This window comes from Micromonospora sp. RL09-050-HVF-A (genome assembly GCF_019374995.1).
Lineage (GTDB): Bacteria > Actinomycetota > Actinomycetes > Mycobacteriales > Micromonosporaceae > Micromonospora > Micromonospora antibiotica.
In genome coordinates, this window is sequence record NZ_JAGKQP010000002.1 from 6,810,130 (window position 1) to 6,834,842 (window position 24,713).

Below are 24,713 nucleotides of genomic sequence, written 5' to 3' on the forward strand. Positions count from 1 at the left end.
TCCCCCGGTCAGGCGGCGGTGGGCGCGGTGACGCCGCGCAGCGCCGCGCCGAGCGCGTCGATCACCCGGTCCTGGTCGGTGTCGGTGAGACCCGGGTACAACGGCAGCGAGAGCTGCTGTGCGTAGAACGACTCGGCCACCGGGCAGGACCCGCGCCGGTAGCCGAGGTCGGCGAAGGCCGGGTGCCAGTGCACCGGCAGGTAGTTGACCTGGACGCCGATGCCGGCGGCGCGCATCCGGTCGTAAACCTCGCGGCGGCGGCCGTCGAGGACCCGGACCGGGTAGAGGTGCCAGGCGGGGGCGGCCCACGGCCGGCGGGTCGGGGTGAGCACCCCGTCCAGGTCGGCCAGCGCCTCGTCGTAGCGGGCCACCAGCCGGGCGCGGGCGGCGAGGAAGTCGCCGAGCCGGCGCAGTTGGCTGCGGCCCAGCGCGCAGAGCACGTCCGGCAGCCGGTAGTTCAACCCGAAGGAGTGCACCTCCTGGTGCCAGCCGCCCTCGTCCGGCGCGCGCAGCTCGGCGCGTTCCCGGACCAGCCCGATGTTGCGGAACCGGCGGGCCCGCTTCAGCAGCTCAGCGTCGAGGCTGGCGACCGCGCCGCCCTCGGCGGTGGTGAGGTTCTTGGTGGGGAAGAACGAGAAGGTGGTCAGGTCGGCCAGTGAACCGACCGGCCGGCCCCGGTAGGTGGCCCCGATGGAGTGCGCCGCATCGGCCAGCAGCAGCGCGTCGGAGCCGGTCAGGGCGGTGCGCAGGGCGTCGTAGTCGGCCGGGTGGCCGGCGTAGTCGACGGCGGCGACGACCTTCGTCCGGGCGGTGGTCGCCGCGGCTGCCGCCGCCGGGTCCAGGGTGAACGTCTCCTCCTCGACGTCGGCGAAGACGATCCGCGCGCCGAGGGCGACCGCGCTGCTGGCCGTCGCCACGAACGTCATCGGCGGCACCACCACCTCGTCGCCGGGTCCCACCCCGGCCGCCGCGTAGGCGACGTGCAGGGCGGCCGTGCCGTTGGCGACCGCCGCGCAGCCGGCCCCGCCGGTCCAGCCCGCGAGGTCCGCCTCGAACGCGTCGACCTGCGGGCCGGTGGTCAGCCAGTCGCTGCGCAGGGTGGCGACCACGGCGGCGACGTCGTCGTCGGTGATCGACTGCCGGCCGTACGGGAGCATCGCCGTCACGCCGTGATGCCCAGCATGTCGCGCAGCTGCCGGACGCTCAACCACTCGTCGTTGCCGTCGGACTGGTAGGCGAACCCGTCCGGCACCGGCTCACAGTCGACGGGCGGCCGGTAACCCCAGGTGGCGATCGTCGGTTGGACGATGAACCGGTCCTTCGCGCGCAGCGTCCGGCGGCTGTCGTCCGGGGCGATCATCTCCTCGTGCAGCTTCTCGCCGGGCCGGATGCCGATCTCATGGGTGGTGGCGTCCGGGGCGACCGCCTCGACCAGGTCGAGGATGCGCATGCTGGGGATACGCGGCACGAACAGCTCCCCGCCCTGCATCTGGTCGAAGCTGTCCAGCACGAACTGCACGGCCTGGTCCAGGGTGATCCAGAACCTGGTCATCCGCTTGTCGGTGATCGGCAGGCTCTTGCCTTCGGCGGCGAGCCGGCGGAACAGCGGCACCACCGAACCCCGGCTGCCCACCACGTTGCCGTAGCGGACCACGGCGAACCGGGTGGGGTGCTGGGCGGCGTAGTGGTTGGCCGAGACGAAGAGCTTGTCGCCGACGAGCTTGGTCGCGCCGTACAGGTTGATCGGGCTGGACGCCTTGTCGGTGGAGAGCGCGATGACCTTCTTGACGCCGGCCTCGATGGCCGCGTCGACCACGTGCTGCGAACCGGTGATGTTGGTAGCGATGAACTCCGACGGGTTGTACTCGGCGGTGTCCACCTGCTTGAGGGCGGCGGCGTGCACCACGTGGTCCACCCCGTGCATGGCCCGGGTGAGCCGGTGCCGGTCCCGGATGTCACCGATGAACCAGCGCAGCCGGGGGTCGTCGCCGAGTTGCTGGCGCAGCTCGTACTGCTTGAGTTCGTCGCGGGAGAACACCACCACCCGGGCCGGGTCGGCCACGTCGAGGACGTGCCGGAGGAACGTCTTCCCGAAGGACCCCGTCCCGCCGGTGACCAGAATGGAGGACCCATTCAACTCACTCAATTTGGTGCTCCCCAGCTCGTGGTTGGTGCGCCACCGGCTCGGGCCAGGCGACCGGACGGACGCTAACCAGGTCGGGTTAACACCCCGACGCCCCCGGGTGAACCCACCGCGCTGCTCCCGTGAATGCCGGACCCCCGGCAGACGAACACTTGCCGACCCGGCTGCTGCCGGCTGACCAGCGGCTACGTCGCTGACTACAGTGGCCCGGCGCGGCCGGTGGGCACCCCGCCGCAGGCGCATCCGACACCCACGGTCGGGCACCCGCCCCGCCCGGCCCGGCCTGCGGGCCGGGACCGTCGCGCGTCCCGGGCGGGCCGACGGGGGTGCCCCGACGAGGCAGGAGGCGACGATGGTGGCCGTCACCGAGGTAGGACCCCGGGTCGCCGACCCGCCCGGGCAACCGGCCGGTCGAGGCCGTCGGCTGGTGCCGGTGCTGCTGGTGGTCGGCTGGCTGGTGGGTGTCGGCTGGCGGATGTGGTCGTCCCGGCACGTGCCGCTGCCCATCGCCCACACCGACGAGGACAGCTACCTGCACACCGCCCGCGCGTTGGCCGGTGGGCCGGGCGGCTTCAGCAGCGAGAACGGGCCGTTGCGGCGGGTCGGCTACCCGCTGTTGATCTCCCCGGCGTTCCTCGGGGAGCGGGACTTCACCGACAGCTACCGGCTGGTGCAGTTGATCAACGCGGTGCTGAACGCGACGGTGCTGCCGCTGGCGTACCTGCTGGTGCGTCGGCTGGTGCCGGTGAGCCGCGCGGTCGCCCTGGCCGCCGCCGCCGTCGCGGCCACCCTCCCGGCGACCGTCTTCTACGCAGGCGTGGCGATGATCGACGCCGTGCTGGCGCCGCTGGTGCTGGCCTGGCTGCTCGCCGTGCACCACTGGGTACGCCGACCCGGCCCGCTGGCCGCCACCGGGGTCGGTGCCCTGGTCGGGGTGTTCCACCTGCTGCACTCGCGGGGCCTGGTGATCGTGGGGGTGCACGCCGGTCTGGTGCTGCTGCTGTTGCTGCGGCGACGGATCAGCCCGGCGCAGGTGCTCGCCGCCGTCCTGCCGGTACTGGCGTTGGCCCTGCTCAACGAGGCGGTCATCCGGCTGCTCGGCGACCGGGTCTACCTGCTCGGGGACCCGCCCGGCGGCGGCACCGTCCGGGCGGTCGCCTCCGGGCCGGGGCTGCTGCGGGTCGGCGCGGCGGTCGCCACCCAGCTCTGGTACCTGGTGGTCATCACCTTCGGCCTGGCCGGTGTCGCCTGGGCCGGCGCCGTCCGCCTCCTGCTCCGCCGTCCCGCCGCGTTGTCCTCCACCCCGGCCTCGGCACTGTCCTCCGCGCCGGCTCCGGCTCCGGCTCCGGCTCCGGCTCCGGCCCCGGTCCCGGTCTCCGCGCCGGCTCCGGCCCCGGTCCTGGCCTCCGCGCCGGCCGCGACCACGGTCGGCACCTCCGTCGCAGCAGGGTCGGCGGCGGACGATGCGGCGACCCGGTGGACGGTCGGGGTGGCGGTGGTGACCAGCGTCGGGGTGGCCGCCGGAGCGTCGGTGATCCTGGCCGGCATCACCGGTAAACCGCTGGACGCCATCTACGGCCGCTACGTGCAGATGCTCGCCCCGTTCTGGCTGCTGGTCGGGGTGGTGATGCTGGTGACCGCGACGCCCCGGGTGCGGTGGCGGCGGGCGGCGGTCGCGGCGGCGGTGCTGCTGGCCGGGGCGACGCTGATCGCCGCCCGGCTCGCCTGGGTGGCCGGCCGGGGACACGAACTGCGCTACGGCGGCTTCGGCGCACCCGACCTGATGGCCCTGACCGGGGGCTGGCGCGAGTTCCGGCCGTTCACCGGCGCGGCCGTCGGACTGGCCGGCTGCCTGCTGCTGGTCGCCGCCGTGCGGTCGCCCCGGCTGCGCGTGCCGGTGCTCGCCGCGCTGGTGGTGGTGAACATCGGCACCATGCAGGTGATCACCGACCGGCTGGTCCGGCCGATGGTCGCGGCGACCGCCCCGACCCCCCGGGTGGCCGACCTGGGGGTACGCCCCGGCGACCGGGTCTGGGCGTCGCTCGGCGTGCAGTGGGTGCTCCGGTTCAACCTCAGCCACCAGGTCACCTGGGCCGACGTGCGGTGGTTCGTGGACAACCCGCCGGCCGACGCGGACGTCGTCCTCGTCCGGTGGGCACCCGGCGAGCCGGACGACTGGGACGGCACCCGGTACGGCTTCGTCCGGTTGGGGGGTAACCCGGCGCAGCACTGGGCCGCCTGGCGTCGCCACTGATCCGGGTGGTCCCCGCACGTCACCGCCACCCGGTGCCGGGTCGCGGTGGCGCACGCTTTCGCCATCCGGTGCCGCCCCGGTCGTGTGCGTTTCCCGCCGTCGCCCGGTGCGCGCCATTCGGTTAACGGGGGATGGCCGGTCGATGAATCGTCACCGGACACCTGTCGACATCAGCGTCGGCGACGATTTTCCCGGGTCAGGGAAATGGGGACGACGGTGATTTCCCGGCCGTCGACCGTCTCGGGCCGCCCGGTGCCCTCGACGAACCCGAAACGACGGTTCATCTGTCGTACGACGGTGTTGTGCGCCAACACCTCGCCGTCGAGCCGGTCCAGCGCGAGCACGTCGAAGGCGTGGTCCACCGCCGCCCGCATCACCCCCAGCCAGGCGGGCAGGGTGGCCCCCCGTTCGGCCAGCCCGTCGGCATCCAGATAGAAACCCCAGGTACCGGACCGGGTCGGCCCGTCCAAGCACAGGTCGAAGAAGGTCACCACGCCCGCCGGCAGGTCGTCGTGGAGATAGACCAGCACGCGGCGGGCCGGGTCGGTGCGGACCCGCGACCACCACGCGGCGTGCTCGGCGGGGGTGATCTCGTGACTGGTCTTGCTGACCTGCCGGTTGGTTTCCTGATTACGCCAGGAAAACATCAGGTTAACGTCTTCCGTGGTGGCCTCGCGCAACACTCGTACCCCTTTTATTCACCTGGTGGACCCGGGTCGACCCTACCCGGGTAAATGGGCGAGGTAATTGTCGGGCTGTACACTCCGGCGCATGAACGAATTGAGTCGCGCGCAGATCCGCGACCTCATGGCGCAGGTGGTGCGGAACCAGGGCAGGGTGTTGCCCGACGACGACTCCGCCGACCTGCGGGAGATCGGCTTCCGGTCCCTGGACTTTTCCGAGCTGGCGCTGCGGGTGGAGGACGAGACCGGGGAGGAGCTGAACTTCGACGCCCCCGGGCTGCGTCGGATCGCCACTGTCGGGGACGTCCTCGACTTCCTCGCCGAACTCCAACGGCAGTGACCGTCGCGACCTCGCCGGCCGGGCTGGACAACCGCATCGTCGTCGCCGGGGTGCCCCGGAGCTGGCGCGACCTGCCCGCCCCGGCGCTGCCGTCACCCGGTGCGGTCCTCACCGCCGGAGCCGCCGACGCCCTCGCCGTCGCCCGACACCACGCCGGCTACGGCACCGAGCTGCTGCTCGCGGGCCCTACCCGGGTCGACGCGACGATGCGGGACGAACTGCGCGCCGCCGGGTTCGCCGTCACCCTGCTCGTCGACGGGGTGCCGCAGACCACGCCGCCGGCCACCCCCCGGTCGCCGGAGCCGGGCCGGCTCTGGCTGCTCACCTCCGGCTCGACCGGGCGGCCCAAGCGGGTCGGGCACACCCTGGACTCGTTGACCACCGTGCGGGCGGCCCAGCCGGAGCGGACCTGGCTCTGCCCGTACGCTCCCGGCAGCTATGCCTGGTGGCAGGTGGTCACCCTGTCGCTGACCCAGCCCGGTCAGCACCTGGTGGTGGTCGACCCGGACGAGCTGGACGACTGGCCGGCGCTGGCCGCCGCGCACGGGGTGGACGCCGTCTCCGGCACCCCGACCTTCTGGCGGCGCACCCTGCACCGCGACCCGGAGGCGCTGGCCCGGGTGCCGCTGCGGCAACTCACCCTCGGCGGGGAACCCGTCGACCAGACCGTCCTGGACCGGCTCCGGGTGCTCTTCCCGACCGCCCGGATCTCCTGGATCTACGCCTCCTCGGAGGTGGGCGCGTCGATCGTGGTGCACGACGGCCGGGCCGGCTTCCCGGTCGACTGGCTCGACCAGGCCGTACCCGGTAGGCCCACCCTCTCGCTGCGCGACGGCGAACTGGTGGTCGCCTCACCGCACCACGGCGTCGGGCACGACGGCCCGGTCCGCACCGGCGACCGGGCGCAGATCGTCGAGGGCCGGGTCCTGATCACCGGTCGGTTGGACTCCGACGAGATCAACGTCGGCGGCAGCAAGGTCTCCGCCGGGCTGGTCCGCGACGTGCTCACCGCCCACCCTCAGGTGGCCTGGGCCCGGGTGACCGGCCGCCGCGCGCCGGTGCTCGGCCGGATGGTGGTCGCCGAGGTCGTCCCCACCACCGCGCCGGGCGACGCCGGCCAACCGGACGGGGCATCCCTGCTCGACGAGGGTGCGCTGGTGCACTGGTGCGCCGAGCGGCTCCCGGAGTACGCGGTGCCCCGCCGCATCCGCCTACTGACCGAGATTCCCGTCAAGGAGACCCTGAAGAGCGATGTCTGATTCCGCGCTCGTCCCACCCAGCACCGTCGTCCTCGTCTCCGGGGGGTCCCGGGGGCTGGGCCTGGCCATCGTCACCGACCTGCTCGACGCCGGGCTCACCGTTGCCGCGTTCGCCCGCAGCGTCACCCCCGAGCTGGAGAAGCTGGCCGACGCGCACCCCGACCGGGTGCACGTCGGCGCGGTGGACGTCACCGACCTCGCGGCGGCGCAGGGCTTCGTCCGGGCGGTCGAGGCGCGGTTCGGTCCGATCGACGGACTGGTCAACAACGCCGCCGTCGGGCAGGACTCGATGCACACGCACACCGCCACCGCCGACATCGCCCGGATCGTCGAGACCAACCTGACCGCGCCGTTGCAGCTCACCCGCCTGGTGATCCGGCGGATGCTCGGGCAGGGCCGGCGCGGCCGGGTCGTGAACGTCACCTCGATCTGCGCGCAGCGCGGCTTCCCCGGCCTGGTGGCGTACTCGGCCACCAAGGGCGGCATGGACGCGGCGACCCGGTCGCTGGCCCGCGAGCTGGGCGGGCGGATGCTGGTCAACGCCGTCGCGCCGGGCTTCTTCGCCTCGGAGATGTCCGCCGTGCTGGGCAGCACCCAGCTCGACCAGATCGTCCGCCGCACCCCGACCGGGCACCTGACCGAGCCCGCCGAGGTGGTACCGGTGGTGCGGATGCTGCTGCGCGAGCACACCAACATCAACGGCCAGGTCATCGTGGTCGACGGTGCTGCCTCGATCTGACCGTGCCTGCCCCGACCACCGGCCCGGCGGCGGTCGGGGCGACGGTGTCGTGACGGCCCGGTCCGGGTCGGCCGGTGGGGGTGCGGTCGGGTCGGTGGGCACCCGGCCGGGCGGGCAGGCGGGGCGCGCGGTCGGCCCGCCGGTCCGGGCGGCGGGAAACGTCGGGCTGCGACCGGTGCCGGCGCTGCTGGGCGCCGCCGAACGGCACCTGCGCGTCGGCACCCCCACCGAGCTGCGGTACGCGGTGACCCGCAGCCATCTCGACGACGGGCGCTGCGTCGGCTGGTACGGGCCGGTCACCCCAGGTTGGCGGGTGGCGATCGACGCCGAACGGGCCACCGCCGAGGTCCCGCCCGCGTTGGCCGCCCGCTTCGGCCCGGTCGACTTCTGGGCCCGCTGGACCCGGGCGGAGAGCCTGTGCAAACTGGCCGAGATACCGGTGGCCGCCTGGTGGCGGCGGCACGGTCTGGCCGTACCCCCGCACACGCGTGCGGTGTGGCGCACCCTGCACCTGGCCGACCTGGTGGTCACGGTGGCCTTCGCCCCCTGAACGCGCCCCCGCCCCGCGCGGTGGCGCGGGGCGGAGGCGGGCGGTGTCAGACGAGGTCCCAGCTCAGCGGGGTACCGCGGGGGACGTCGGTGGTGAAGGTGCGGCCGAGGACCCGGGCGATCTCCACCGGAGGCAGGCCGCCGGCCGGGCGGATCGAGCGGACGTTGGCTGCGGTCACCTCGTCGCCGGCCCGGACGTCGGCCACCACGAACAAGGAACGGCGGAACCGCAGCCCCTCCCGCTCGGCCGGGGTCGGGCCGATGGCGGTGCCGCCGAGCGCCGCGTGTGCCCGCGCCGACTCGACCACCAGGGCGGCCAGCTCGTCGGGGTGCAGCGAGAAGTCGGAGTCGACCCCGCCGTCGCCCCGGTCGAGGGTGACGTGCTTCTCGATGAAGCACGCGCCCAGCGCCACCGAGGCCACCGGCACCCCGATGCCGGGGGTGTGGTCGGACAGGCCGACCGGCACCCCGAAGGCGTCGGCCAGCACCGGGATCCGGCGCAGGTTGCTGTCGGCCGGTGGGGCCGGGTAGGCGGCGGTGCAGGCCAACAGCACGATGCCACCGGCCCCGCCGTCGCGGGCGGTGCCCACCGCAGCGTCGATCTCGGCGACGGTGGCCATCCCGGTGGAGATGACCAGCGGCTTGCCGGTGCCCGCGACCAGCCGGATCAGCGGCAGGTCGACCAGCTCCGACGAGGCGATCTTGTACGCCGGGACGTCCAGCCCCTCCAGCAGCTCCACCGCCGACGGGTCGAACGGGGACGAGAACACGGTCAGCCCCCGCTCCCGGGCCCGTTCGAAGATCGGCCCGTGCCACTCGTACGGGGTGTGGGCCCGCTCGTAGAGCCGGTAGAGGTTCTGCCCGCCCCACAACTCGTGCCCGCCGGAGATGCGGAACGCCGGGGTGTCCACGTCGATGGTGATGGTGTCCGGCCGGTACGTCTGCAACTTCAGCGCGTGCGCCCCGCTGGCCGCCACCGCGTCCACGATCGCCAGGGCCCGCCCCAGGTCACCGTTGTGGTTGCCGGACATCTCCGCCACCACGAACGGCTGCTCGCCGGCCCCCACCAGGTGCGGCCCGATCTTCACTGTCGTCGTCATCTGAGACCCCTGTTCCTGTGCTCGTTGCTCGTGTCCCGGCGGGCACCCCGACGCCGGCCGGTCACCGGCTGCCGCGACCCGCGAGCGCGTCCCGGTCGGCGGGGGAGTCGTGGGACGGCCCGACGACCGGCGGCACCGGTTGCGGCACGGCGGCCGGGCGGCACAACCACCCCGCCAGCCGGTGCGCCTGGCGCAGCACCGCGTACGCGAGGTAGGCGTCCCGGCCGACCAGCCGGTGCTTGAGCCCCGCCACGCCGCCCGGCCGGGGGTAGCCGCCCGGCGGCAGGTGCCGGCGGTGGTGCGCGGCGATGCGGTGGAAGAACTCGCGGCGCAGGTGCGGGTGCAGCCGGCCGTCGTTGCCGACCACCACCAGCATGTGGTTGATCATCAGAGTGAACAGCTCGCCGCGCAGCCGCTCGTCGGGATACCGGCGGGCGACCCAGTCGAACAGCCTGTCGTACTGGGCGAAGGCGTCGAAGTGGCGACCGCTGCGGGTGGAGGTGATCGCGCCCTGCCGACCCTGCCGGTAGAGGTAGCAGACCCGGTCCAGCACGGAGATCCGTTCCGCGCCGATGAGCAGCGGGTTGCTGAACGGGATGTCCTCGTACCAGCCGGGGTGGAAGCGCAGTTCCAGGTCGACCATGAACTCCCGGCGGACCACCTTGTTCCACGCGGTGTGCTGCACCCGCAGCAGCCCGGGTCGGTCGGCCAGCCGGACCACCCCGGGGATGCCGCGTAGCAGGTGACTGCTCGCGTCCACCTCCCGCCGGCCGTCCTCGCTCACCCGCAGGTGGTCGAGCATCAGCACGTCGGGGCGGTGCGCCCGGAGCCGGTCCAGCACCGCCGCGATGGTGCCCGGCGGCAACCAGTCGTCGCTGTCGACGAACCAGACGTACTCCCCGGTGGCCACGTCCAGGCCGGCGTTGCGGGCGGGACCCAACCCGACGTTGCGGGTCAGGTGCATCGTGCGTACGCCCGGATGCTCGGCCGCGTACGCGCGCAGCAGCTCACCGCACCGGTCCGGCGAGGCGTCGTCGACCGCGACGATCTCGACCGCGCCCGCCGCGTCGGCCGGCACGTCCGTGCGCACCGAGTCGAGGCACTGGTGCAGGTACGCCTCCACCCCGTGGACGGGGACGACGACGCTGAGCAGCGGGGTGGGCGCGGGCTGGTTGACCACCCCGCCACCCTGGTGCACGGGTATGGACGGCCACGGAACGTGACGTATCCGGCGGAGATGGAGCTGCTGAACAGCGGCCGAGCGGCAGGTTAACGGTTCAGCATCCGCCGTACCGGTGCGCCGACCGCCCGCTTGACCCGGGCCCGCAGCCGCTGTTCCCGCAGCTCCCGCACGTCGTCGCCGAGCGCCGCGTTACGGTCGCGCAGCCACTGGATGCGGGCCAGCAGTTCCTCGGGCGAGGTGGCCCCGGCGGGCCGGACCGCCGGGGGGAACACCGTCTCGCGGACCTGCGCGTCGAACCGGGCCGCGCTGTCGCCGTCGTCGAACGCGTTGCCCAGGTCGTGCCGGGCGAGGAACGCGCGCAGCACCTCGTAGCGGGCCCGGTGCCCGGTGTTGAGGGCGGTGTAGTCGGCCTCGGCATAGAGCTGTGCGGCGTCCACGTCGGCCGGCACGTCCTTCATCAGCCGGTGCGGGATGTCGAAGTACCTGGCCAGTTCCAGGGTGCGCGAGTCGTGCGCGAACAGGTAGCCGGGGGTGCCGGAGACCAGCGCGGTGATGGTGCCGTGGATGCGGGTGCCGAACGCGAAGTCGAAACCGGCGAGATAGTCCATCCAGGTCCACGGGTCGAGGAACATCCGCACCTTGTCCTCGGTGAACAGCGGGTGCGAGGTGTGCACCGGGATGGCGCTGGTCTTGCCCCGGTCCTCGGGGGCGTCGCCGTAGAGCAGGGTGCCCAGCGTCTTGAGGTCCTGCGGGAGGTAGCGCAGGTTGGGGTAGCGGGCCTGGTGCGAGGTGATGATCTTCGCCATCGACTTGACGTACGGGGAGACGGTCAGCGCCACCCGGGCGTCGGGCGGCAGGGCCGGCGCGGACTTCTCCACCCGGAACCGGTCCCCGTGCAGGAACATCGACGGGCAGCCGATCACGTCGACGGCGGAGAAGCCCAGCGTGTTCAGGTACCGCGCGGTGATCTCCCCCCGCACACCGATGCTCGGCCCCCGCTCCAGCGCCGCCCGGACGAACCGGCTGACCACGTCGTCGATCGGACGCAGGTACTCCCGGTCTCCGGTGACGTCGGTCTGCACGCCGACCCCGAACACCACCACCGGGATCCGCAGCCGCTCGACCAGCTTCGTCATCAGCTCGATGCGGTGGGCGTAGCTGCGCCGGAACGCGTTGGCCAGCGGGATGACGTACACGTCGTACTGCTCGTTGATCCGGTCGGCGTCGCGCAGGTCGACCTTGAACTCGGTCGACGTGATCCGCGCGGTGGAGGTGCGCAGCAACTTGTGCGCGGCGTGACTGAAGACCAGGTTGCCGTTGTTCTCCCCGATCCAGTTCCCCTCGTACGCCTCCTCCGGGCCGCGTACGTCGAACGGGTCCTTCTTGGCCCGCATCAGGATCCGCTGGTGCACACTCTGCTCCGTTCCTCGTTCGCCGGGCGTGCCTGCGACGGGCCGCGCCGGTCCGCCCCATGGGCGCGCGCCGACACCGACGGGTCCCGCGATGTTAGGGCAGTGGAGGGATTTCGTACACCTTCCGCACATCCGCACCACCCCGGCGCGTCACCCGCGGTGGGGTGTGCCGGTAGGGTGCCCCGGGTGACCAGCGTGCCCACCCCCGCGTCCCCGGCGCTGAACCGGCTGCCGTCGCTGACCGGGCTGCGGTGGATCGCCGCCATGCTGGTCTTCGGCTACCACGTCGGCACCATGCGGATCGTCACCCAGCCCGACGCCAGGGCGGTGGTCGACTGGCTGTTCACCCTGGGCCTGTCCGGGGTGCAGTTCTTCTTCATCCTCAGTGGCTTCGTGCTGGTCTGGTCGACCCGCGACGGCGATCGGCGGCGGGACTTCTGGCGTCGGCGGCTCGCCAAGATCTATCCCAACCACGTGCTGACCTGGGCGGCGGCGCTGCTGGTGATGTGGTGGTTCGCCGACCCGGTGGTGCCGCGCGCCGCCCTGGAGAATCTCTTCCTCGTCCAGGCGTGGGACCCCACCCCCGGCTACTTCTACAGCATCAACAACGTGAGCTGGTCGCTGTCCTGCGAGCTGTTCTTCTATCTCTGCCTGCCGCTGGTGCTGCCGGCGATCCGGCGGGCCCACTCCGGCGTGCTCTGGGCCGTGGTGGTGGCGGTGCCGCTGGTCATCCTGGCGCTCTGGCCCGGTCAGCAACTGCTCCCCGAGGGCAGCAACTGGTGGTTCACCCAGGTCTTCCCGCTGGTCCGCTCCACCGAGTTCTGGCTGGGCGTCGCCGCCGCCGAGCTGCTGCGCCGGGGCCACTGGCGGGGGCCCGGCCTGCCGCTGGCCAGCCTGCTGTTCGTGGTCGTCTGGGTGGCGGCGCACTGGATTCCGGCCGAGATGTGGGCGGCGCTGCTGTCGGTGGCGTACATCCTGGTCATCCCGGCGGCGGCCCGCGCGGACGTGCAGGGCCGCTGGTCACCGTGGCGGCACCGCACCCTCATCTGGCTCGGTGAGGTGTCGTTCGCCTTCTACCTGGTGCACGTGCTGGTGATGATGACGGTGCTGCGGCTCACCGGGCACTGGGGTGTGGGGCTGCCCGGCTGGTCGGGGCCACTGGCCGTGCTCGGTTTCCTGGTGCTGAACCTGGCGTTGGCCGCCGCCCTGCACCGCTTCGTGGAGACGCCGATGATGCGCCGGCTCGCTCCCCGCCGCCGTACCCCACCCGTGCCGGCCGCCCCCGACGCCGCCCGCGGTGCCGCTGTCCCCGACGCCGCTGTTCCCGACGCCGTTGTCGGTGGTGGGGCGCCGGCCGGCGTCGCCGCCGCCGGTGGGGTTCGGCCGGACGACGCGGCCGGCAGCGGCGGTGTCACCGTGCCGGGGCCGCGGGCTGCCGGCGACGGGCGGCGTGCCGGACTCCCCGTCGAGTACGTCGGACCGCGCGACCCGCACTGACCACCCCGCCCGGCCGTCCGGACCAGGTCCACGGTGGTGGGCGCGGCGACACGCCCGGCGGTGCTGCGGGTCGGTCACCCCGGCGGTAACGTGGACATATGCTCCCGGCCGCACTCACCAGTCCGCTGTGGTGGGTCGCCCGCTGGTGGTCCCGGCTGCTGACCGGCCTGGCCGTCGCGATCGCGTTCGCCGTCGCCGGCCCGTCGCTGCCCGGCCCGGCGTCGTTCGACCCGGGGCCGGCGGCAGCCGCCCTGCCGGTCGACGCGTCGCTGTCCTTGCACGCGGCCGGAGCCCCGGCCACCCCGACCGGCATCCGCAGCGGTGGGCAGGAGGCCGACCCGGCCGGCGTCGCCGCAGATCGGGCCGTCGCCGTGGTGCTCGCCGTGCCGGCAGCGGACCGGGCCGCCGTGGTGCTGGCCGTGCCGACGGCAGACCGGGTCGACGCCGTCGTGCCGGCCGGCGTCGCACGGAGCGCCCCGCCCCCGGCGCTGCCGGCCGGTCGAACACCCGTCGCCACCGCCCCCCGGGCACCCCCGGCGGGCTGACCGCCCACGCGGGGGCCGACCCACCCGCGACCGCCTCCGCCACGCACCACACCCGCACCGTCCGGCCGGATGTTCCCGCCGCCGGTACGGCCTCCTCTTCCGCATCCCGCCTGCGAGGTGTCGACCGTGAACACCGTGCTCTCCCAGTTCCTGATCGAGGTCCCGACCGCCACCGTGATCTGGTCCGCGCTGCTCGTCCTGGCGCTGACCGGGATCACCATCCTGGTGGCCCGGCCCGAGCGGGACCAACCGGCCGCCGCAGCCACTGCCGCCGCGCCGGCATCCGACGCCCCACCCCCCGTCGCCGACCTGCGTCGCTACGCGGAGGAGGTGGCCGTCGCCGCCTCCGGAGCCGCCCGGAGGGCCCGCCACCACCGCGTGGCCTGGCTGGCGGCCCACGACGCCCTGGAACGGGCCTGGCAGGCGTACGACGAGGCGGAGACGCTGGCCCGCCGGTTCACCGGTGCCCGGGCGCTGCCCAGCCCGCGTACTCCCCGCACGCCCGCCGAGTACGCCGGTCGGGAGCGGTGGCTGCACCAGGAGGCCGTGGCGGCGCACTGGCGGGGAGAGTTGTCGGTGGAGCGGCTGCGGGACGTCTTCGCGCACCGCGACGGTTGGGACCCGCGTCGGCACCCGGTCGAGCACGAGGTGATGCTGGCCCGCGCGGTCCGCGAGGACCGGCGTACGGCGTACCGGGCTGCGGTCGGGCGGGAACGGGCGGCGTGGCGGAACGCCGAACTGGCCGCCGAGGCGGCCCGGTCGCTGGCTGCCGAGGCACACGCGGCGGCGCAACGGTGGCGGCCGACCCGGGTCCCACTGCCCCGTCCGGCGACGTCCGCCACCCGCCCGGCCCCCGCCACCCGCTGGCGTCCGGCCCGGGTCGGCTGACCCGGCCGTCAGGTCGGCCGGCCGCTGGTTGGCGAAGCCGGACCGGTCGGCGGGTCGGCGGGTCGGCGGGACTGAATTGTTATCTGCGGGTTGTGGGTGCCGTCACTGCGGGTGGAAACCGGACACCTGGTCACAGTCGGTCACATCGACTGCGACGATCATCGGTGGTCGGTGCCCCGCCGTCCGGGTTTTCGCCTGGACGGGCCCGGGCGCTCCGACCGTCCCACGCGTGGCGGGTCAGTGCCCGAGTGCCCCGAAACTGACTCGTCCAGCCCATGTTTGTGCAGCTCAACGGGCTTGGCGAGGGGGGAAACCGGCCAGTAGTGTCGCTGCGGTCCGGTGCGGTTTCCGATCGCAAGAGGCGACGCCGTGCCGACCCGCTCAATCGTGCCAGTCACGAACCGGGGACCCACACGCACCACCTGGGGTGAATCTCCGGGCCACGGCCCGGGGTAGGGCGATCTTCCCGCCCGAATCCGTCAGCTAACCCGGTCGGCGGCAAAGGAAGGAGTTCCCTCCTCGTGCAGCATGACCCCACCCCCTCGGTAGTTCCTCCACCTCGGTGCCGGGGCACCGCCGGACCGTCGCGCCCGACGCGCTGACCCGGCTCTGTGCCCCGCCGCCCGGCCCCTGCCGGGCGAGCCGCCGATCCGCCCGGCCCCCCGTCGGGCGGTCCCTGCCGAACGAGCGGCGCAACACCCGATCCGCGCGTGGCGTGTCCGCCGCGTGCCGATGGGTTGTGCCCGCCGCCTCGCCCCGTGGAGGAACACCCTGTGAAGCACCACATGAAACGACAGCTCCGCCTACTGGGCACCCGACGCCCGTACCGGATGGTCGTCGGCTCGGCGGCGGTCCTCGTCCTGGCCGCCGGTGGCACCGCCCTGGCCGCCGGGGTCGACGACGCCCCGACCGACCAGCAGCGCGCCACCGCCGTGGCCGAGACCGCCCCCGCCTCGACGACGTCGCCAGCCGCGCCCAGGCCCGGGTCGCCGTCCCCGCCCCGACCAGCCCGTCGGCCACCCCCTCGGCCAGCCCGTCGGCGAGCGACGCCCCGTCGCCGCGCGTCACCCGGGCGAAGGCCAGGGCCACCGCCGACCCGGACCTGACCCGCAAGGCGGCCCCGAAGCCGCCGTCGTCGAAGGTCCTGCGCTACGACTACCAGGCCCAGACCACCTACTACTACTGCGGCCCGGCGGCGGTCCGCAACGCGCTCAGCGCGGCCGGCATCGAGCGCGGCCAGGACGACCTCGCCGCCCTGTTGGGCACCACCGAGATGGGCACCAACTCGGCCGAGGACACCACCCGGGTGCTCAACGCCGTGGTCAAGGGTGACCCGTACCGGACCAGGATGTTCGCCGGCACGCCGAGCGACGCGCAGATCGACCGGCTGCGGGCCGACGTGGTCACGGCGGTCGCCGACAAGCGGGCCGTGGTCGCGAACGTGGCCGGGGACGCCACCGACCTCGACGGCGGCTGGCACTCCTTCCCCGGCGGCCACTACATCGCCGCCGTGGGCTACCGGGACAACGGTCGTACCGTGCGGATCGCCGACTCGGCCGACCCGTCGCTGCCGGCCTACTGGGTCAGCGTGACCACCCTGGCGAACTGGATCGCCACCCGGGGCTACTCCGCCTGACCGAGCCACCCCACCCGCCCCGGCCGCCCGACCACGGGTGGCCGGGGCGGTTCGCTGTCCCCGGGTCGACCCGGCCGGCCGGACGAAGATCGTGCTCGAACATGGTTGTAGTGGCCTCCTGCGAGAAGGCCACTACAACATGGATCGAGCACGATCTTGCCGACGGAGGCGGGTGCGGGCGGAGGCGGGTGCGGGCGCGAGCGGGTGTGGGCGGAGGCGGGTGCGGGTCAGGCGTGGGGGGAGAGGGGGCGGCGGGGGCACGGGGGGTCGGCGGGGCCCAGCCCGGTTCCAGCTCGCGGCGGGCCGCGGCCAGAAAACCCTCGGCGTACGCGTCGGCGGGGAAGTCGCCCAGGTAACGGCGGCGGGTCTGCCAGCGGGCCGCCGCCAACGGGTCGGTGTCCAGCAGCCCGGTCAGCACCTCGTCCAGGTTGGCCATGTCCCGGCGCAGCACGTAACCGGAGCGGGCCAGCGGGAACCGGTCCAGGAACTCGTCGCCGTCGACGCCCAGGTCGGTCACCGCGTACGGCTTGCCGGAGTAGAGGTAGTCGGAGATGACCCCGGAGACGTCGGAGACCAGCGCGTCGGAGCGGTTGACGCACTCGGTCAGGCTCAGCTCGCGGCTGGCCGCCGCCCCCCACAGGTGCTGCCGGCCGGTGCGGGTCCGGTCGGCGGCGAGCAGTTCGGTGAGCCGGGCCAACTGCCGGGCCGAGGCCGGATTCTGCCCGGTGTACGGGTGGGCGCGCAGGATCACCGTGGCCCCCCGGTCGAGCAGCCGGCGCAGCAGCGGCTCGGCCACCGGCAGCGAGCAGTAGTTGGCGTCGGCGTGGTGGCCGGTCCAGGTGGGGGTGTAGAGCACGGTCGGGGCGGTCAGCGGGCGGGCCTCCCGGCGTACCTCGATGGCCTCGACCTGCGGGCGGCCGACCACGACGAACTTCTCGGCGGGGATCTCCACCCCGGCCCGCGCGTACCGCTCGATCGCCGCCGGACCGGCCACGAAGATCTTGTCGAAGATGGCCGAGACCGGGTTGGCGCTGGGGGCCTTGTCGCTGTCGCCGTGGTGCAGCTGCACGTGGGTGAGCTGGGTGAACCGGATGCAGTGACTGTTCTTCGCCCCGTGGTTGACATAGAACGCCACCCGCAGGCTGGGCACCAGCGCCTCGTCCATCGCCTTGAGGGTGGGGCAGTAGACCACCGGGGCGCTCGTCGCGGCGGCGATCGTGGGCAGGAACTCCGGCTCCCGCAGCAGCACCAGGAACGGCCGGCCGAGCCGCTCCAGGTAGGGCAGCCACATGGTGACCTGGTATTCCGAGCCGGGTGGGGCGGAGAAGTAGAGCAGGAACTCCGGCTGGTGCGCGCGCAGCGCCCGGGTCACCGGGCCGCCCCCGCCCGACGGCCGGAACCGCCGCCGGGCCAGGTCCAGGCCGACCGCACCGCAGCCGGCCGCGACCACCAGCACGACGACCAGCGCCAGCACGGCAGGCAGGGCGAACGCGGCGGCCACCGCCACCACGGCGAGCAGCCCCAGCAGTACGCCGCCGAGCCGGGCGGCGACCAGCGGGGTCCACGCCCGCACCGGCAGGTTCGCCGCCCGGATCTCCAGGTTGCCGGCATCGCGCAGCGGTCCCACCAGCAGCACCAGGCCCAGCAGCAGCAGCGCGGTGAGCGCCAGCACCGGGTCGAACCCGTCGTCGAGCCGGCGGGCGTAGCCGACCAGGATGCCGGCGGCCAGCAGCACCGTCTCGGCGACGATGTCGGCGTCGGGGCGGACCCGACGTTCGTAGCCGGCGGCGGCCAGCGCGGCCACCGCCAGGGCCAGGCCCCAACCGGTGGCCCCGGTGAACGCCACCACCAGGAAGGCGACCACGGCCAGGCCGGTGGTCAGGCACCGTGCGATCAGTTTCCTGACCAGCTCACCACGCATGTCGTACCGTCTCCGGGGGTCGGGTCAGCCGGCGTCGACGCCGCTGGGCAGCCGGTCCTGCTCGGCCGCGGTCGGCTGCGCCGGCACCGGGGCCGCCTCGCCGGGGGCCCGCCGGACGTCGATCACCTGACCGGTGAGGTCGGAGATCAGCACGTCGAGCGAGGACTGGGCGACCGTTTCGGCGGCCAGCAGGGTGTGCTCCGGCTCCTCACCGAACGCCTTGGTACGCATCGGGGTGGCGGTGCGCTCCGGGTTGATGCAGTTGACCCGGACGCCGTACTCGGCCCACTCGTCGGACAGCGCCTGGGTCAGGTTGACCAGCGCCGCCTTCGTCGAGGAGTAGAGCGCGTACTGGGCCCGGCCCCGGGTGTAGGAGCTGGACGTGTAGAGCAGCAGCTGACCCTTGGTCTGCTGGAGGTACGGCAGGGACTGCCGGGCGGCGATCACCGGGCCGACGAAGTTGACCTGGAGCACCCGGTCCATGGTCTCCTCGTCCATCTCGGCCAGCGCGCCCTTCTCCAGGATGCCGGCGGTGACCACCACGTGGTCGATCCGGCCGGTGGCCTCGAACGCGGTCTTCAGCGCGGCCTCGACGTCGCCGGTCTGCTCGACGTGGGTGCCGGTGCTGGAGCGGCTGAACGCGAAGACCTGCGCGCCGTAGCCCCGGGCCAGCTCGGCCAGGTCGTGCCCGATGCCGTAGCTGCCGCCGAAGATGACGATCGTGCGCCCGGCCAGCTCCTCGGTGTAGCTGCGGTGCGACAGCCGGGGGGCCTGGGCGGCGGCGAGCTGGAACAGCTTGTCGGCGAGGTGCACGTCGACCGGGTGGGTGACCTTGATGTTCTCGTCCGACCCGTCGATCACCTTGATCGGGGTGCCGGGCAGGTAACGCAGCACCACACCGCAGTCGTCGGTGGCGGCGAAGTCCGGGTCGCCCTCGGCCCGCCGGTACGCCTCCCGGATGGTGCCCGAGCGGAACGCCTGCGGGGTCTGCCCCCGGCGCAGCCGGGACCGGACCGGGATGTCGGTGATGCACTCGTCCTCGTCGACCTGGATGATCGTGTCGGCGGAGGGGATCGCCACGTCGACGGCGGAGTAACTCCACAGCGCGTTCACGCACTCGCGGACGATCCGGGCGCTGACCAGTGGGCGGACCGCGTCGTGGAAGAGGATGTTGACGTCGCCGTCGCCGACCGCGTCCAGGGCGGCCCGGGTGGTGGCGTTACGGGTCTCGCCGCCCTCGATGACCTTGCTGACCTTGCGGAAGCCGGCCTTGTCGACGATCTGCTGGGCGTCGGCGACGTGCCCGGTGGCCATCAGCACGATGATCTCGTCGATCTCCGGGGCGGCCTCGAAGACGGCCAGGGTGTGTTCGATGATCGGCTTGCCGGCGATCTTCAGCAACTGCTTCGGGATGCCCAGGCCGAGCCGGGTCCCGGTGCCTCCGGCCAGCACCACCGCCACCGTCCGCGAGGGCCGCCACGGTGCCGGGGTCTCCGGTGTGGCGTCCGGGCCAGTGGTGTGGTCCTGCGTCATTGCCGATCCTCACTCTCGGGGGATGTCTGCACGCGTCCCGGGGGTCACCCTGAACGAAGGATTGCGCCAGCGTGGCGACGGGATGAACCTTAACGCGCGGACCGCGCCGCCCCAACGGGACGACGCGGTCCGTGGAGCATCGGATCGATGCCGTACGTGCGCCCGGAATACTACTTGCCGTTGGCGAATGCCTCGTACGCCCGGATCACCTCGTCGGTGGGCCCGTCCATCCGGATCAGCCCCGACTCCAACCAGATCGTCCGTTCACAGGTGTCCCGTACCGAGGAGAGCTGGTGGCTGACCAGGAAGACCGTGCCGGCCCCCTCGCGTAGTTCCCGGACCCGCTGCTCGCTGCGCTTACGGAAGCCCTTGTCGCCGGTGGCGAGCGCCTCGTCGATCAGCAGCACGTCGTGCTTCTTGGCGGCGGCGATGGAGAACCGCAGCCGGGCCGCCATGCCCGAGGAGTACGTCCGCATCGGCAGGCTGGCGAAGTCGCCCCGCTGGTTGATCCCGGAGAACTCGATGATCTCCGGCGTCATCCGGGCCACGTCGTCGGGCTGCATCCCCATCGCCAGGCAGCCCAACGTGACGTTGCGCTCACCCGACAGGTCGTTGAGCAGGGCGGCGTTCACCCCCAGCAGGGACGGCTGGCCCTGGGTGTAGACCGCGCCCCGGTTGACCGGGAGCAGCCCGGCGATGGTCCGCAGCAGGGTCGACTTGCCGGAGCCGTTGCTGCCGATCAATCCGATCGCCTCACCCCGGTACGCGGTGAAGGACACCCCCTTGACCGCGTGCACCTCCTGGATGTTGGGCGCGGAGGAGCGCTTGACCAGCCGGCGCAGCGCGGCCACCGGTGTGCTCCCGCCCCCGGCGCCCTTGTGCACCCGGTAGATCACGTGTGCGTCGTCCACCACCACGGTGGGGATCCGCTCGACGACCCGGGGCAGGGTCACGGTGACGTCGTTGGACGTCTCGTACCGGTCATCCACGGCCGTACTCCTGTTCGCCGCGCCAGAAGTAGACGTACCCGGCGATCCCGCCCAGAATCGCCCAGCCGGCCGCCACCAGCCAGAGCTGGGTCAGCGACTCGTTGAGCAGTGGCGCCTGCTCCAGCAGGGCGTACCGGGCCAGCTCGATGTAGACCAGGATCGGGTTGAACTGGATGAGCGTCGAGGCCCACTCGGGCAGCCGGTCGAACAGCTTGACGTTGTAGAGCACCCCGGAGCCGTACATCCAGGTGCGCAGGATGAACGGCATGACCTGCTTGAGGTCGCTGGCCTTGGAACCCATCCGGGCGACCACCATCACGACCCCGGCGTTGAAGGCCGCCTGGAGCAGCAGTGCCGGCGGCAGCATCAGCCAGGCCAGGGTGAGCGGCTCGCCGGTCACCAGCACGATGCCGACCAGCACGATCATCGAGGCCAGCAGCTGCTGGAACTGGGTCAACGTGGCGGCCAGCGGCAGGCAGGCCCGGGGGAAGTGCAGCGCCCGGATCAGCCCCAGGTTGCCGCTGATCGACTGGGTGCCGGCCAGCACGGCGCTCTGGGTGAAGTTGAAGATGAACAACCCGGTGGTCAGGTACGCGATGAAGTTCGGGATGGTGTTCTGCCCGAGCACCACGCCGAAGATCAGGTAGTAGACGGCGGCGTTGGTCAGCGGGGTGAGCACCTGCCAGATCTGGCCCAGCTTGGCGTTGCTGTACGAAGCGACCAGTTTGGCGTTGGCGTACGCGGCGGTGAAGTGCCGGTAGGCCCACAGTCTGCGGCTGTACTCGGTCAGAGAGGGGCGCTCACCGGCGACCCGTAGTCCGTGCCGAGCGGCCAGCTGCGCCTGGGTCAGGCCCGTTTCGGGGTCGACCAGCGCGGTGGTGGCCATGGGAAGGGCGCTCCGATCTTTCGTACCAACGGGATGCGCGCGACGATGGGAACTGTGGGTCGGCGCGGTGCCGGGGCAGCCTCGTCGCTGCGTGGACGGTAGTCCATAACACGTCGGGACGCAACCGTACCGTCGTTGCGCTACATTGGCCCACGTGACAGGTGCGAAGAGTCCCCGATGACCAGCGACAAGAGGCGTGCGCCGGCCGGTGCCGCAGTGCTGAGAGGCGACATCACCAGGGCCATCCGCCGCGCGTTGATGCAGGAACTCGCCGCCGTCGGATACGGGCGGCTCTCCATCGAGGCGGTGGCCCGCCGGGCCGGCGTCAGCAAGACCGCGATCTACCGGCGGTGGAGCTCGAAGCTCGACCTGGTGATCGAGACCGTGGTCGCCGCCGCCGGCAGCAAACTGCCGGCGCTGGACACCGGCAGCCTGCGCGGCGACCTGACGCTGCTGTTCCAGGTGGTCGCCCACGCGCTGAGCCACCCGCTGGCCTCGCAGATCATCCCCGACCTGCTCGCCGAGGCGGCCCGCAACCCGACCATCGACGAGACCCTGCAGCAGTTGCTGCGGGCCAAGCAGCAGGAGATCGGCGGCCGGCTGATCGGCCTGGCGGTGGAGCGCGGCGAGCTGCCCGCCGACACCGACGCCGACGCGGCGGTCGACCTGATCGTCGGGCCGCTGTACTGGCGACTGGCCATCGCCCGTACCCCGCTGACCCCGACCTACCTGGACCTGCTGGTGGAGTCGGTGGCCATCGGGCTCACCGCGAACGGCACCGTGCCCCGGCCGCGGGCGGCCCCGGTGTCCGGTTGACCCGGCATCCACCCCACCCGGCCAACTCCGGGACACCGCCACGCCGCCCACCGGCCATCGACGGACGATGGTTGCGGTTACCCTGCTTTCCGGACCGGAGCCGGGCGACCGTCCGCCGCCCGCCGGCCGTACGACTCTCGCGTACCGTGCCCGCACGACGACAAGGACGATCCGTGCCGAACGCCGACCCCGTTGCCGTCGCGCCTCCGCCCGTCGCACCACCCCCCGCCGCACGGCCGCAGCCCGCGCACCGGCTGCGGTCGGCGCTCGCCGCCGCCCCGGCCGTCGTCACCGACGCGGCAGTGCTGGGCTTCGCGCTGTGGACGGTGCTCTACCACGCGTCCTTCCTGTTCGGGCTGCGCCCGTCGGTGACGTTCCTGATCTGGCTGGTCGGCTGCGCCCTGATCACCGCCCTGGTGGCGGTGCGTGCCCTGCGCCGGGCCCGGGTCCCCGCCCCGGCGGGTGCGGCTTCCGACGCCGCCGGAGCGCCGACGGCTACCGAAGCCGTCCCGGCGGGCGGCACGGGCCAGCCGCGCCGCTGGCTGCTGCCCGTGGTCGCCGCCGGGGTGGTCGCCGCCGTCACCGCCGGCCTCGCCGGCACCCCGGCCGGCGACGTGCTCTCCTGGTGGGTCCCGGCCGCCGCCGGCGCGGTCGCGGGCGTCGGTGCCATGCTGCTCACCCGGCGGGCGTGGCGGGCTGACGACGCGGCGCCGCCCGCGTCACCGGTCCCCACCGCCCTCCAGTCCGGGTACGCGCTGCTGATCTCGGCCGGGGTGGCGATCTCCTCGCTCTACCTGGCCCGCAACACCCCGGACGACGTCTACTACGTCGGCAAGACCGTCTGGGTGGCCGACCGTGACCTGGTGCCCACCAACGACTTCCTGTTCACCGAGAACGTCGCCCCGGCGATGGGTTCGCTGCCACCGACCCCGTCGATCGAGGTGTTCGACGGCGCGCTCGCGCACGTGCTCGGCATCCACGGCGCGTCCGCCACCTGGTACCTGGCGCTGCCGGTGATGGCGGTGCTGGCCGTCCTGGCGTTGTGGCGGCTCACCCACCGGTGGGCCCCACGCCGGCCGGTGCTCGCGTTCAGCGTCGCGGTCACCTACCTCTACCTGGTGGCCGGCTCGGACGCCGCGCTCGGCACCTTCCACCTGCCCCGCCTCTACGAGGGCAAGGGGATGTTCGTCTCGGCGGTCATCCCGCTGATGTGGCTCTACCTCACCGAGTGGTTCGACACCCGGTCGCGCCGCTCGCTGCTGCTCGTCTTCGCCCTCTCCGTCACCGCGGCCGGCCTCACCACCACCTCGGCGATCATCCTGCCGATGCTGGTCGGCGCGGCCGGGCTGGCGATGCTGCTGGTCGGCCGCTGGAAGGACGCGGTGGTCGGCGGGCTGGCCGCCGTGGCGTACCCGGTGGGGGCGATCGTGGTGTCCCGGCTGGTGCTGGGCGGTATGGACGCGGCCGGCGCGGACGACGCCTTCTTCGACGCCGAGTACACCTACCGGCGGACGCTGCTGGTCGGGATCGTCGGCGTGATCAGTGGCCTGGCGCTGTGGTGCGGGCCGCTGCTGGCCCGTCGGCGCACCCCGGCCCTGCTGGCCGCCGGTGCCGCCCTGGTGATGAGCGTGCTGCTGGTGCCCGGCGTGCTGGAGACGCTCGGCGCGCTGACCGGCATCTCCGTGGTGCTCTGGCGGGTGCCGTGGCTGCTCGCCCTGCCGACCCTGATCGGCCTGCTCTGCACGGTGCGCGTCCCGTCGCCGTCGCGGCTGCTGCGCGGTGCGGTCGGCGGGCTGGTCGCCGCCGCGATGGTCACCTCGTTCGCCGTCTGGGCCACCCCGATGTGGTCGAAGGACAGTTGGGTCGAGACGCACACCCGCCCCACCTGGAAGCTGCCCCAGCAGCGGCAGGAGATCGCCTTCTGGATCTCCCGGCAGGACCGGCCGGCCGGGTTGCTCCTCGCCCCGTCGACGATCATGCGGACCTCACTGATCGTCACCAGCCGGGTCCGGGTCGTCCTGCCCCGCGACTTCTACCTGGTGGAGTACGACCTCAACTCCGACTTCGCCAAGGACCGGCTGTTGCTGGCGCACTTCGCCGACGGGCGGGAAAAACCCGCCCGGGACCAGGTCGACGCCGCCGTCGACCGGCTCGGGGTGGGCACCATCTGCGTCTACAACGGCAACCGGTACGCCCGGGACATGGCCGTCGAGCTGGGCTTCAAGGAGTTCGCGACCCGACCGGGACCGGGCGCGACGACCTGCTACGGCCGGGCGGGCTGAGCGGCGGACGTCAGGTGTCGCCCGAGGGGTATCGTCGCGTCTGACCGAAATGGACCTG

The 24,713-nt window shown here is 73.1% G+C and carries 20 protein-coding genes, 1 pseudogene and 1 riboswitch; of the genes and pseudogenes, 11 read left to right on the plus strand and 10 right to left on the minus strand.

The features are described from left to right. Positions 1–8 precede the first annotated feature (8 nt). Positions 9–1,166: an aminotransferase class I/II-fold pyridoxal phosphate-dependent enzyme gene (locus tag J7462_RS29825; protein ID WP_219469216.1), complete on the minus strand. Its 1,158-nt coding sequence runs from the start codon at positions 1,164–1,166 to the stop codon at positions 9–11. Next, positions 1,163–2,146, minus strand: a complete 984-nt coding sequence (pseB, locus tag J7462_RS29830) for a UDP-N-acetylglucosamine 4,6-dehydratase (inverting) (RefSeq protein ID WP_219469218.1) — start codon at positions 2,144–2,146, stop codon at positions 1,163–1,165. Before pseB ends, J7462_RS29825 begins: the two co-directional genes overlap by 4 nt. 349 nt (positions 2,147–2,495) lie before the next feature. Here pseB and J7462_RS29835 point away from each other — a divergent pair, with 349 nt between their 5' ends. Then, complete coding sequence (locus tag J7462_RS29835; protein ID WP_219469221.1) at positions 2,496–4,397, plus strand: hypothetical protein; 1,902 nt, start codon at positions 2,496–2,498, stop codon at positions 4,395–4,397. 170 nt (positions 4,398–4,567) lie between these two features. On the opposite strand, the gene J7462_RS29840 is transcribed toward J7462_RS29835, so the two are convergent. Further along, positions 4,568–5,080 (minus strand): GNAT family N-acetyltransferase, encoded by a 513-nt coding sequence (locus J7462_RS29840; RefSeq protein WP_219469224.1) that lies wholly within the window; start codon positions 5,078–5,080, stop codon positions 4,568–4,570. An 88-nt stretch (positions 5,081–5,168) separates the two neighbouring features. Between J7462_RS29840 and J7462_RS29845 the strand changes: the two genes are divergently transcribed. The 4 genes from J7462_RS29845 (at position 5,169) to J7462_RS29860 (ending at position 7,968) form a co-directional block, all read left to right on the plus strand. Beyond that, complete coding sequence (locus J7462_RS29845; RefSeq protein ID WP_244252945.1) at positions 5,169–5,420, plus strand: acyl carrier protein; 252 nt, start codon at positions 5,169–5,171, stop codon at positions 5,418–5,420. Next, the gene (locus J7462_RS29850) at positions 5,417–6,679 is read left to right on the plus strand and encodes an AMP-binding protein (RefSeq protein ID WP_219469226.1); all 1,263 of its coding nucleotides are present in this window, start codon (positions 5,417–5,419) and stop codon (positions 6,677–6,679) included. Before J7462_RS29845 ends, J7462_RS29850 begins: the two co-directional genes overlap by 4 nt. Continuing rightward, positions 6,672–7,418 carry an SDR family NAD(P)-dependent oxidoreductase gene (locus tag J7462_RS29855; RefSeq protein WP_208569046.1) on the plus strand — a complete coding sequence of 249 codons (747 nt, stop codon included), beginning with the start codon at positions 6,672–6,674 and terminating at the stop codon, positions 7,416–7,418. Before J7462_RS29850 ends, J7462_RS29855 begins: the two co-directional genes overlap by 8 nt. A gap of 94 nt (positions 7,419–7,512) precedes the next feature. Beyond that, the gene (locus tag J7462_RS29860) at positions 7,513–7,968 is read left to right on the plus strand and encodes a hypothetical protein (protein ID WP_308291072.1); all 456 of its coding nucleotides are present in this window, start codon (positions 7,513–7,515) and stop codon (positions 7,966–7,968) included. Between the two features lie 46 nt (positions 7,969–8,014). Here J7462_RS29860 and pseI read toward each other — a convergent pair whose 3' ends face one another. The 3 genes from pseI to J7462_RS29875 form a co-directional block, all read right to left on the minus strand. Beyond that, positions 8,015–9,067 carry a pseudaminic acid synthase gene (gene pseI, locus J7462_RS29865; RefSeq protein WP_219469228.1) on the minus strand — a complete coding sequence of 351 codons (1,053 nt, stop codon included), beginning with the start codon at positions 9,065–9,067 and terminating at the stop codon, positions 8,015–8,017. 61 nt (positions 9,068–9,128) lie between these two features. Then, on the minus strand, positions 9,129–10,247 hold the full coding sequence (locus J7462_RS29870) for a glycosyltransferase (protein WP_219469231.1): 1,119 nt from the start codon (positions 10,245–10,247) through the stop codon (positions 9,129–9,131). A gap of 89 nt (positions 10,248–10,336) precedes the next feature. Beyond that, positions 10,337–11,662, minus strand: a complete 1,326-nt coding sequence (locus tag J7462_RS29875) for a polysaccharide pyruvyl transferase family protein (protein WP_219469234.1) — start codon at positions 11,660–11,662, stop codon at positions 10,337–10,339. A gap of 186 nt (positions 11,663–11,848) precedes the next feature. On the opposite strand from J7462_RS29875, the gene J7462_RS29880 reads away from it, so the two are divergent. The 4 genes from J7462_RS29880 (at position 11,849) to J7462_RS29895 (ending at position 16,228) form a co-directional block, all read left to right on the plus strand. Continuing rightward, positions 11,849–13,159 carry an acyltransferase gene (locus tag J7462_RS29880; protein ID WP_308291073.1) on the plus strand — a complete coding sequence of 437 codons (1,311 nt, stop codon included), beginning with the start codon at positions 11,849–11,851 and terminating at the stop codon, positions 13,157–13,159. A gap of 98 nt (positions 13,160–13,257) precedes the next feature. Further along, a complete protein-coding gene (locus J7462_RS29885; protein WP_219469237.1) occupies positions 13,258–13,704 on the plus strand; it encodes a hypothetical protein in 447 nt (148 codons plus the stop codon). A 126-nt stretch (positions 13,705–13,830) separates the two neighbouring features. Further along, positions 13,831–14,592, plus strand: coding sequence for a hypothetical protein (locus J7462_RS29890; RefSeq protein ID WP_307799557.1), 762 nt, complete (start codon positions 13,831–13,833; stop codon positions 14,590–14,592). A gap of 368 nt (positions 14,593–14,960) precedes the next feature. Continuing rightward, a riboswitch (cyclic di-AMP (ydaO/yuaA leader) is annotated at positions 14,961–15,105 on the plus strand. A 226-nt stretch (positions 15,106–15,331) separates the two neighbouring features. Then, complete coding sequence (locus J7462_RS29895) at positions 15,332–16,228, plus strand: C39 family peptidase (protein ID WP_308291074.1); 897 nt, start codon at positions 15,332–15,334, stop codon at positions 16,226–16,228. Between the two features lie 232 nt (positions 16,229–16,460). Here J7462_RS29895 and J7462_RS29900 read toward each other — a convergent pair. The 4 genes and pseudogenes from J7462_RS29900 to J7462_RS29915 form a co-directional block, all read right to left on the minus strand. After that, a pseudogene (locus tag J7462_RS29900) lies at positions 16,461–18,149 on the minus strand (CDP-glycerol glycerophosphotransferase family protein); the annotation flags it as partial. Positions 18,150–18,173: 24 nt separating this feature from the next. Beyond that, positions 18,174–19,682 (minus strand): bifunctional cytidylyltransferase/SDR family oxidoreductase, encoded by a 1,509-nt coding sequence (locus tag J7462_RS29905; protein ID WP_219469240.1) that lies wholly within the window; start codon positions 19,680–19,682, stop codon positions 18,174–18,176. A gap of 170 nt (positions 19,683–19,852) precedes the next feature. Beyond that, the gene (locus J7462_RS29910; RefSeq protein WP_067303417.1) at positions 19,853–20,671 is read right to left on the minus strand and encodes an ABC transporter ATP-binding protein; all 819 of its coding nucleotides are present in this window, start codon (positions 20,669–20,671) and stop codon (positions 19,853–19,855) included. Next, a complete protein-coding gene (locus J7462_RS29915; protein ID WP_219469243.1) occupies positions 20,664–21,557 on the minus strand; it encodes an ABC transporter permease in 894 nt (297 codons plus the stop codon). Before J7462_RS29915 ends, J7462_RS29910 begins: the two co-directional genes overlap by 8 nt. 177 nt (positions 21,558–21,734) lie before the next feature. Between J7462_RS29915 and J7462_RS29920 the strand changes: the two genes are divergently transcribed. Both J7462_RS29920 and J7462_RS29925 read left to right on the plus strand, forming a co-directional pair. Beyond that, positions 21,735–22,373, plus strand: a complete 639-nt coding sequence (locus J7462_RS29920; RefSeq protein ID WP_208569036.1) for a TetR/AcrR family transcriptional regulator — start codon at positions 21,735–21,737, stop codon at positions 22,371–22,373. 173 nt (positions 22,374–22,546) lie between these two features. Continuing rightward, on the plus strand, positions 22,547–24,655 hold the full coding sequence (locus J7462_RS29925; RefSeq protein WP_219469246.1) for a DUF6077 domain-containing protein: 2,109 nt from the start codon (positions 22,547–22,549) through the stop codon (positions 24,653–24,655). Positions 24,656–24,713: the final 58 nt, after the last annotated feature.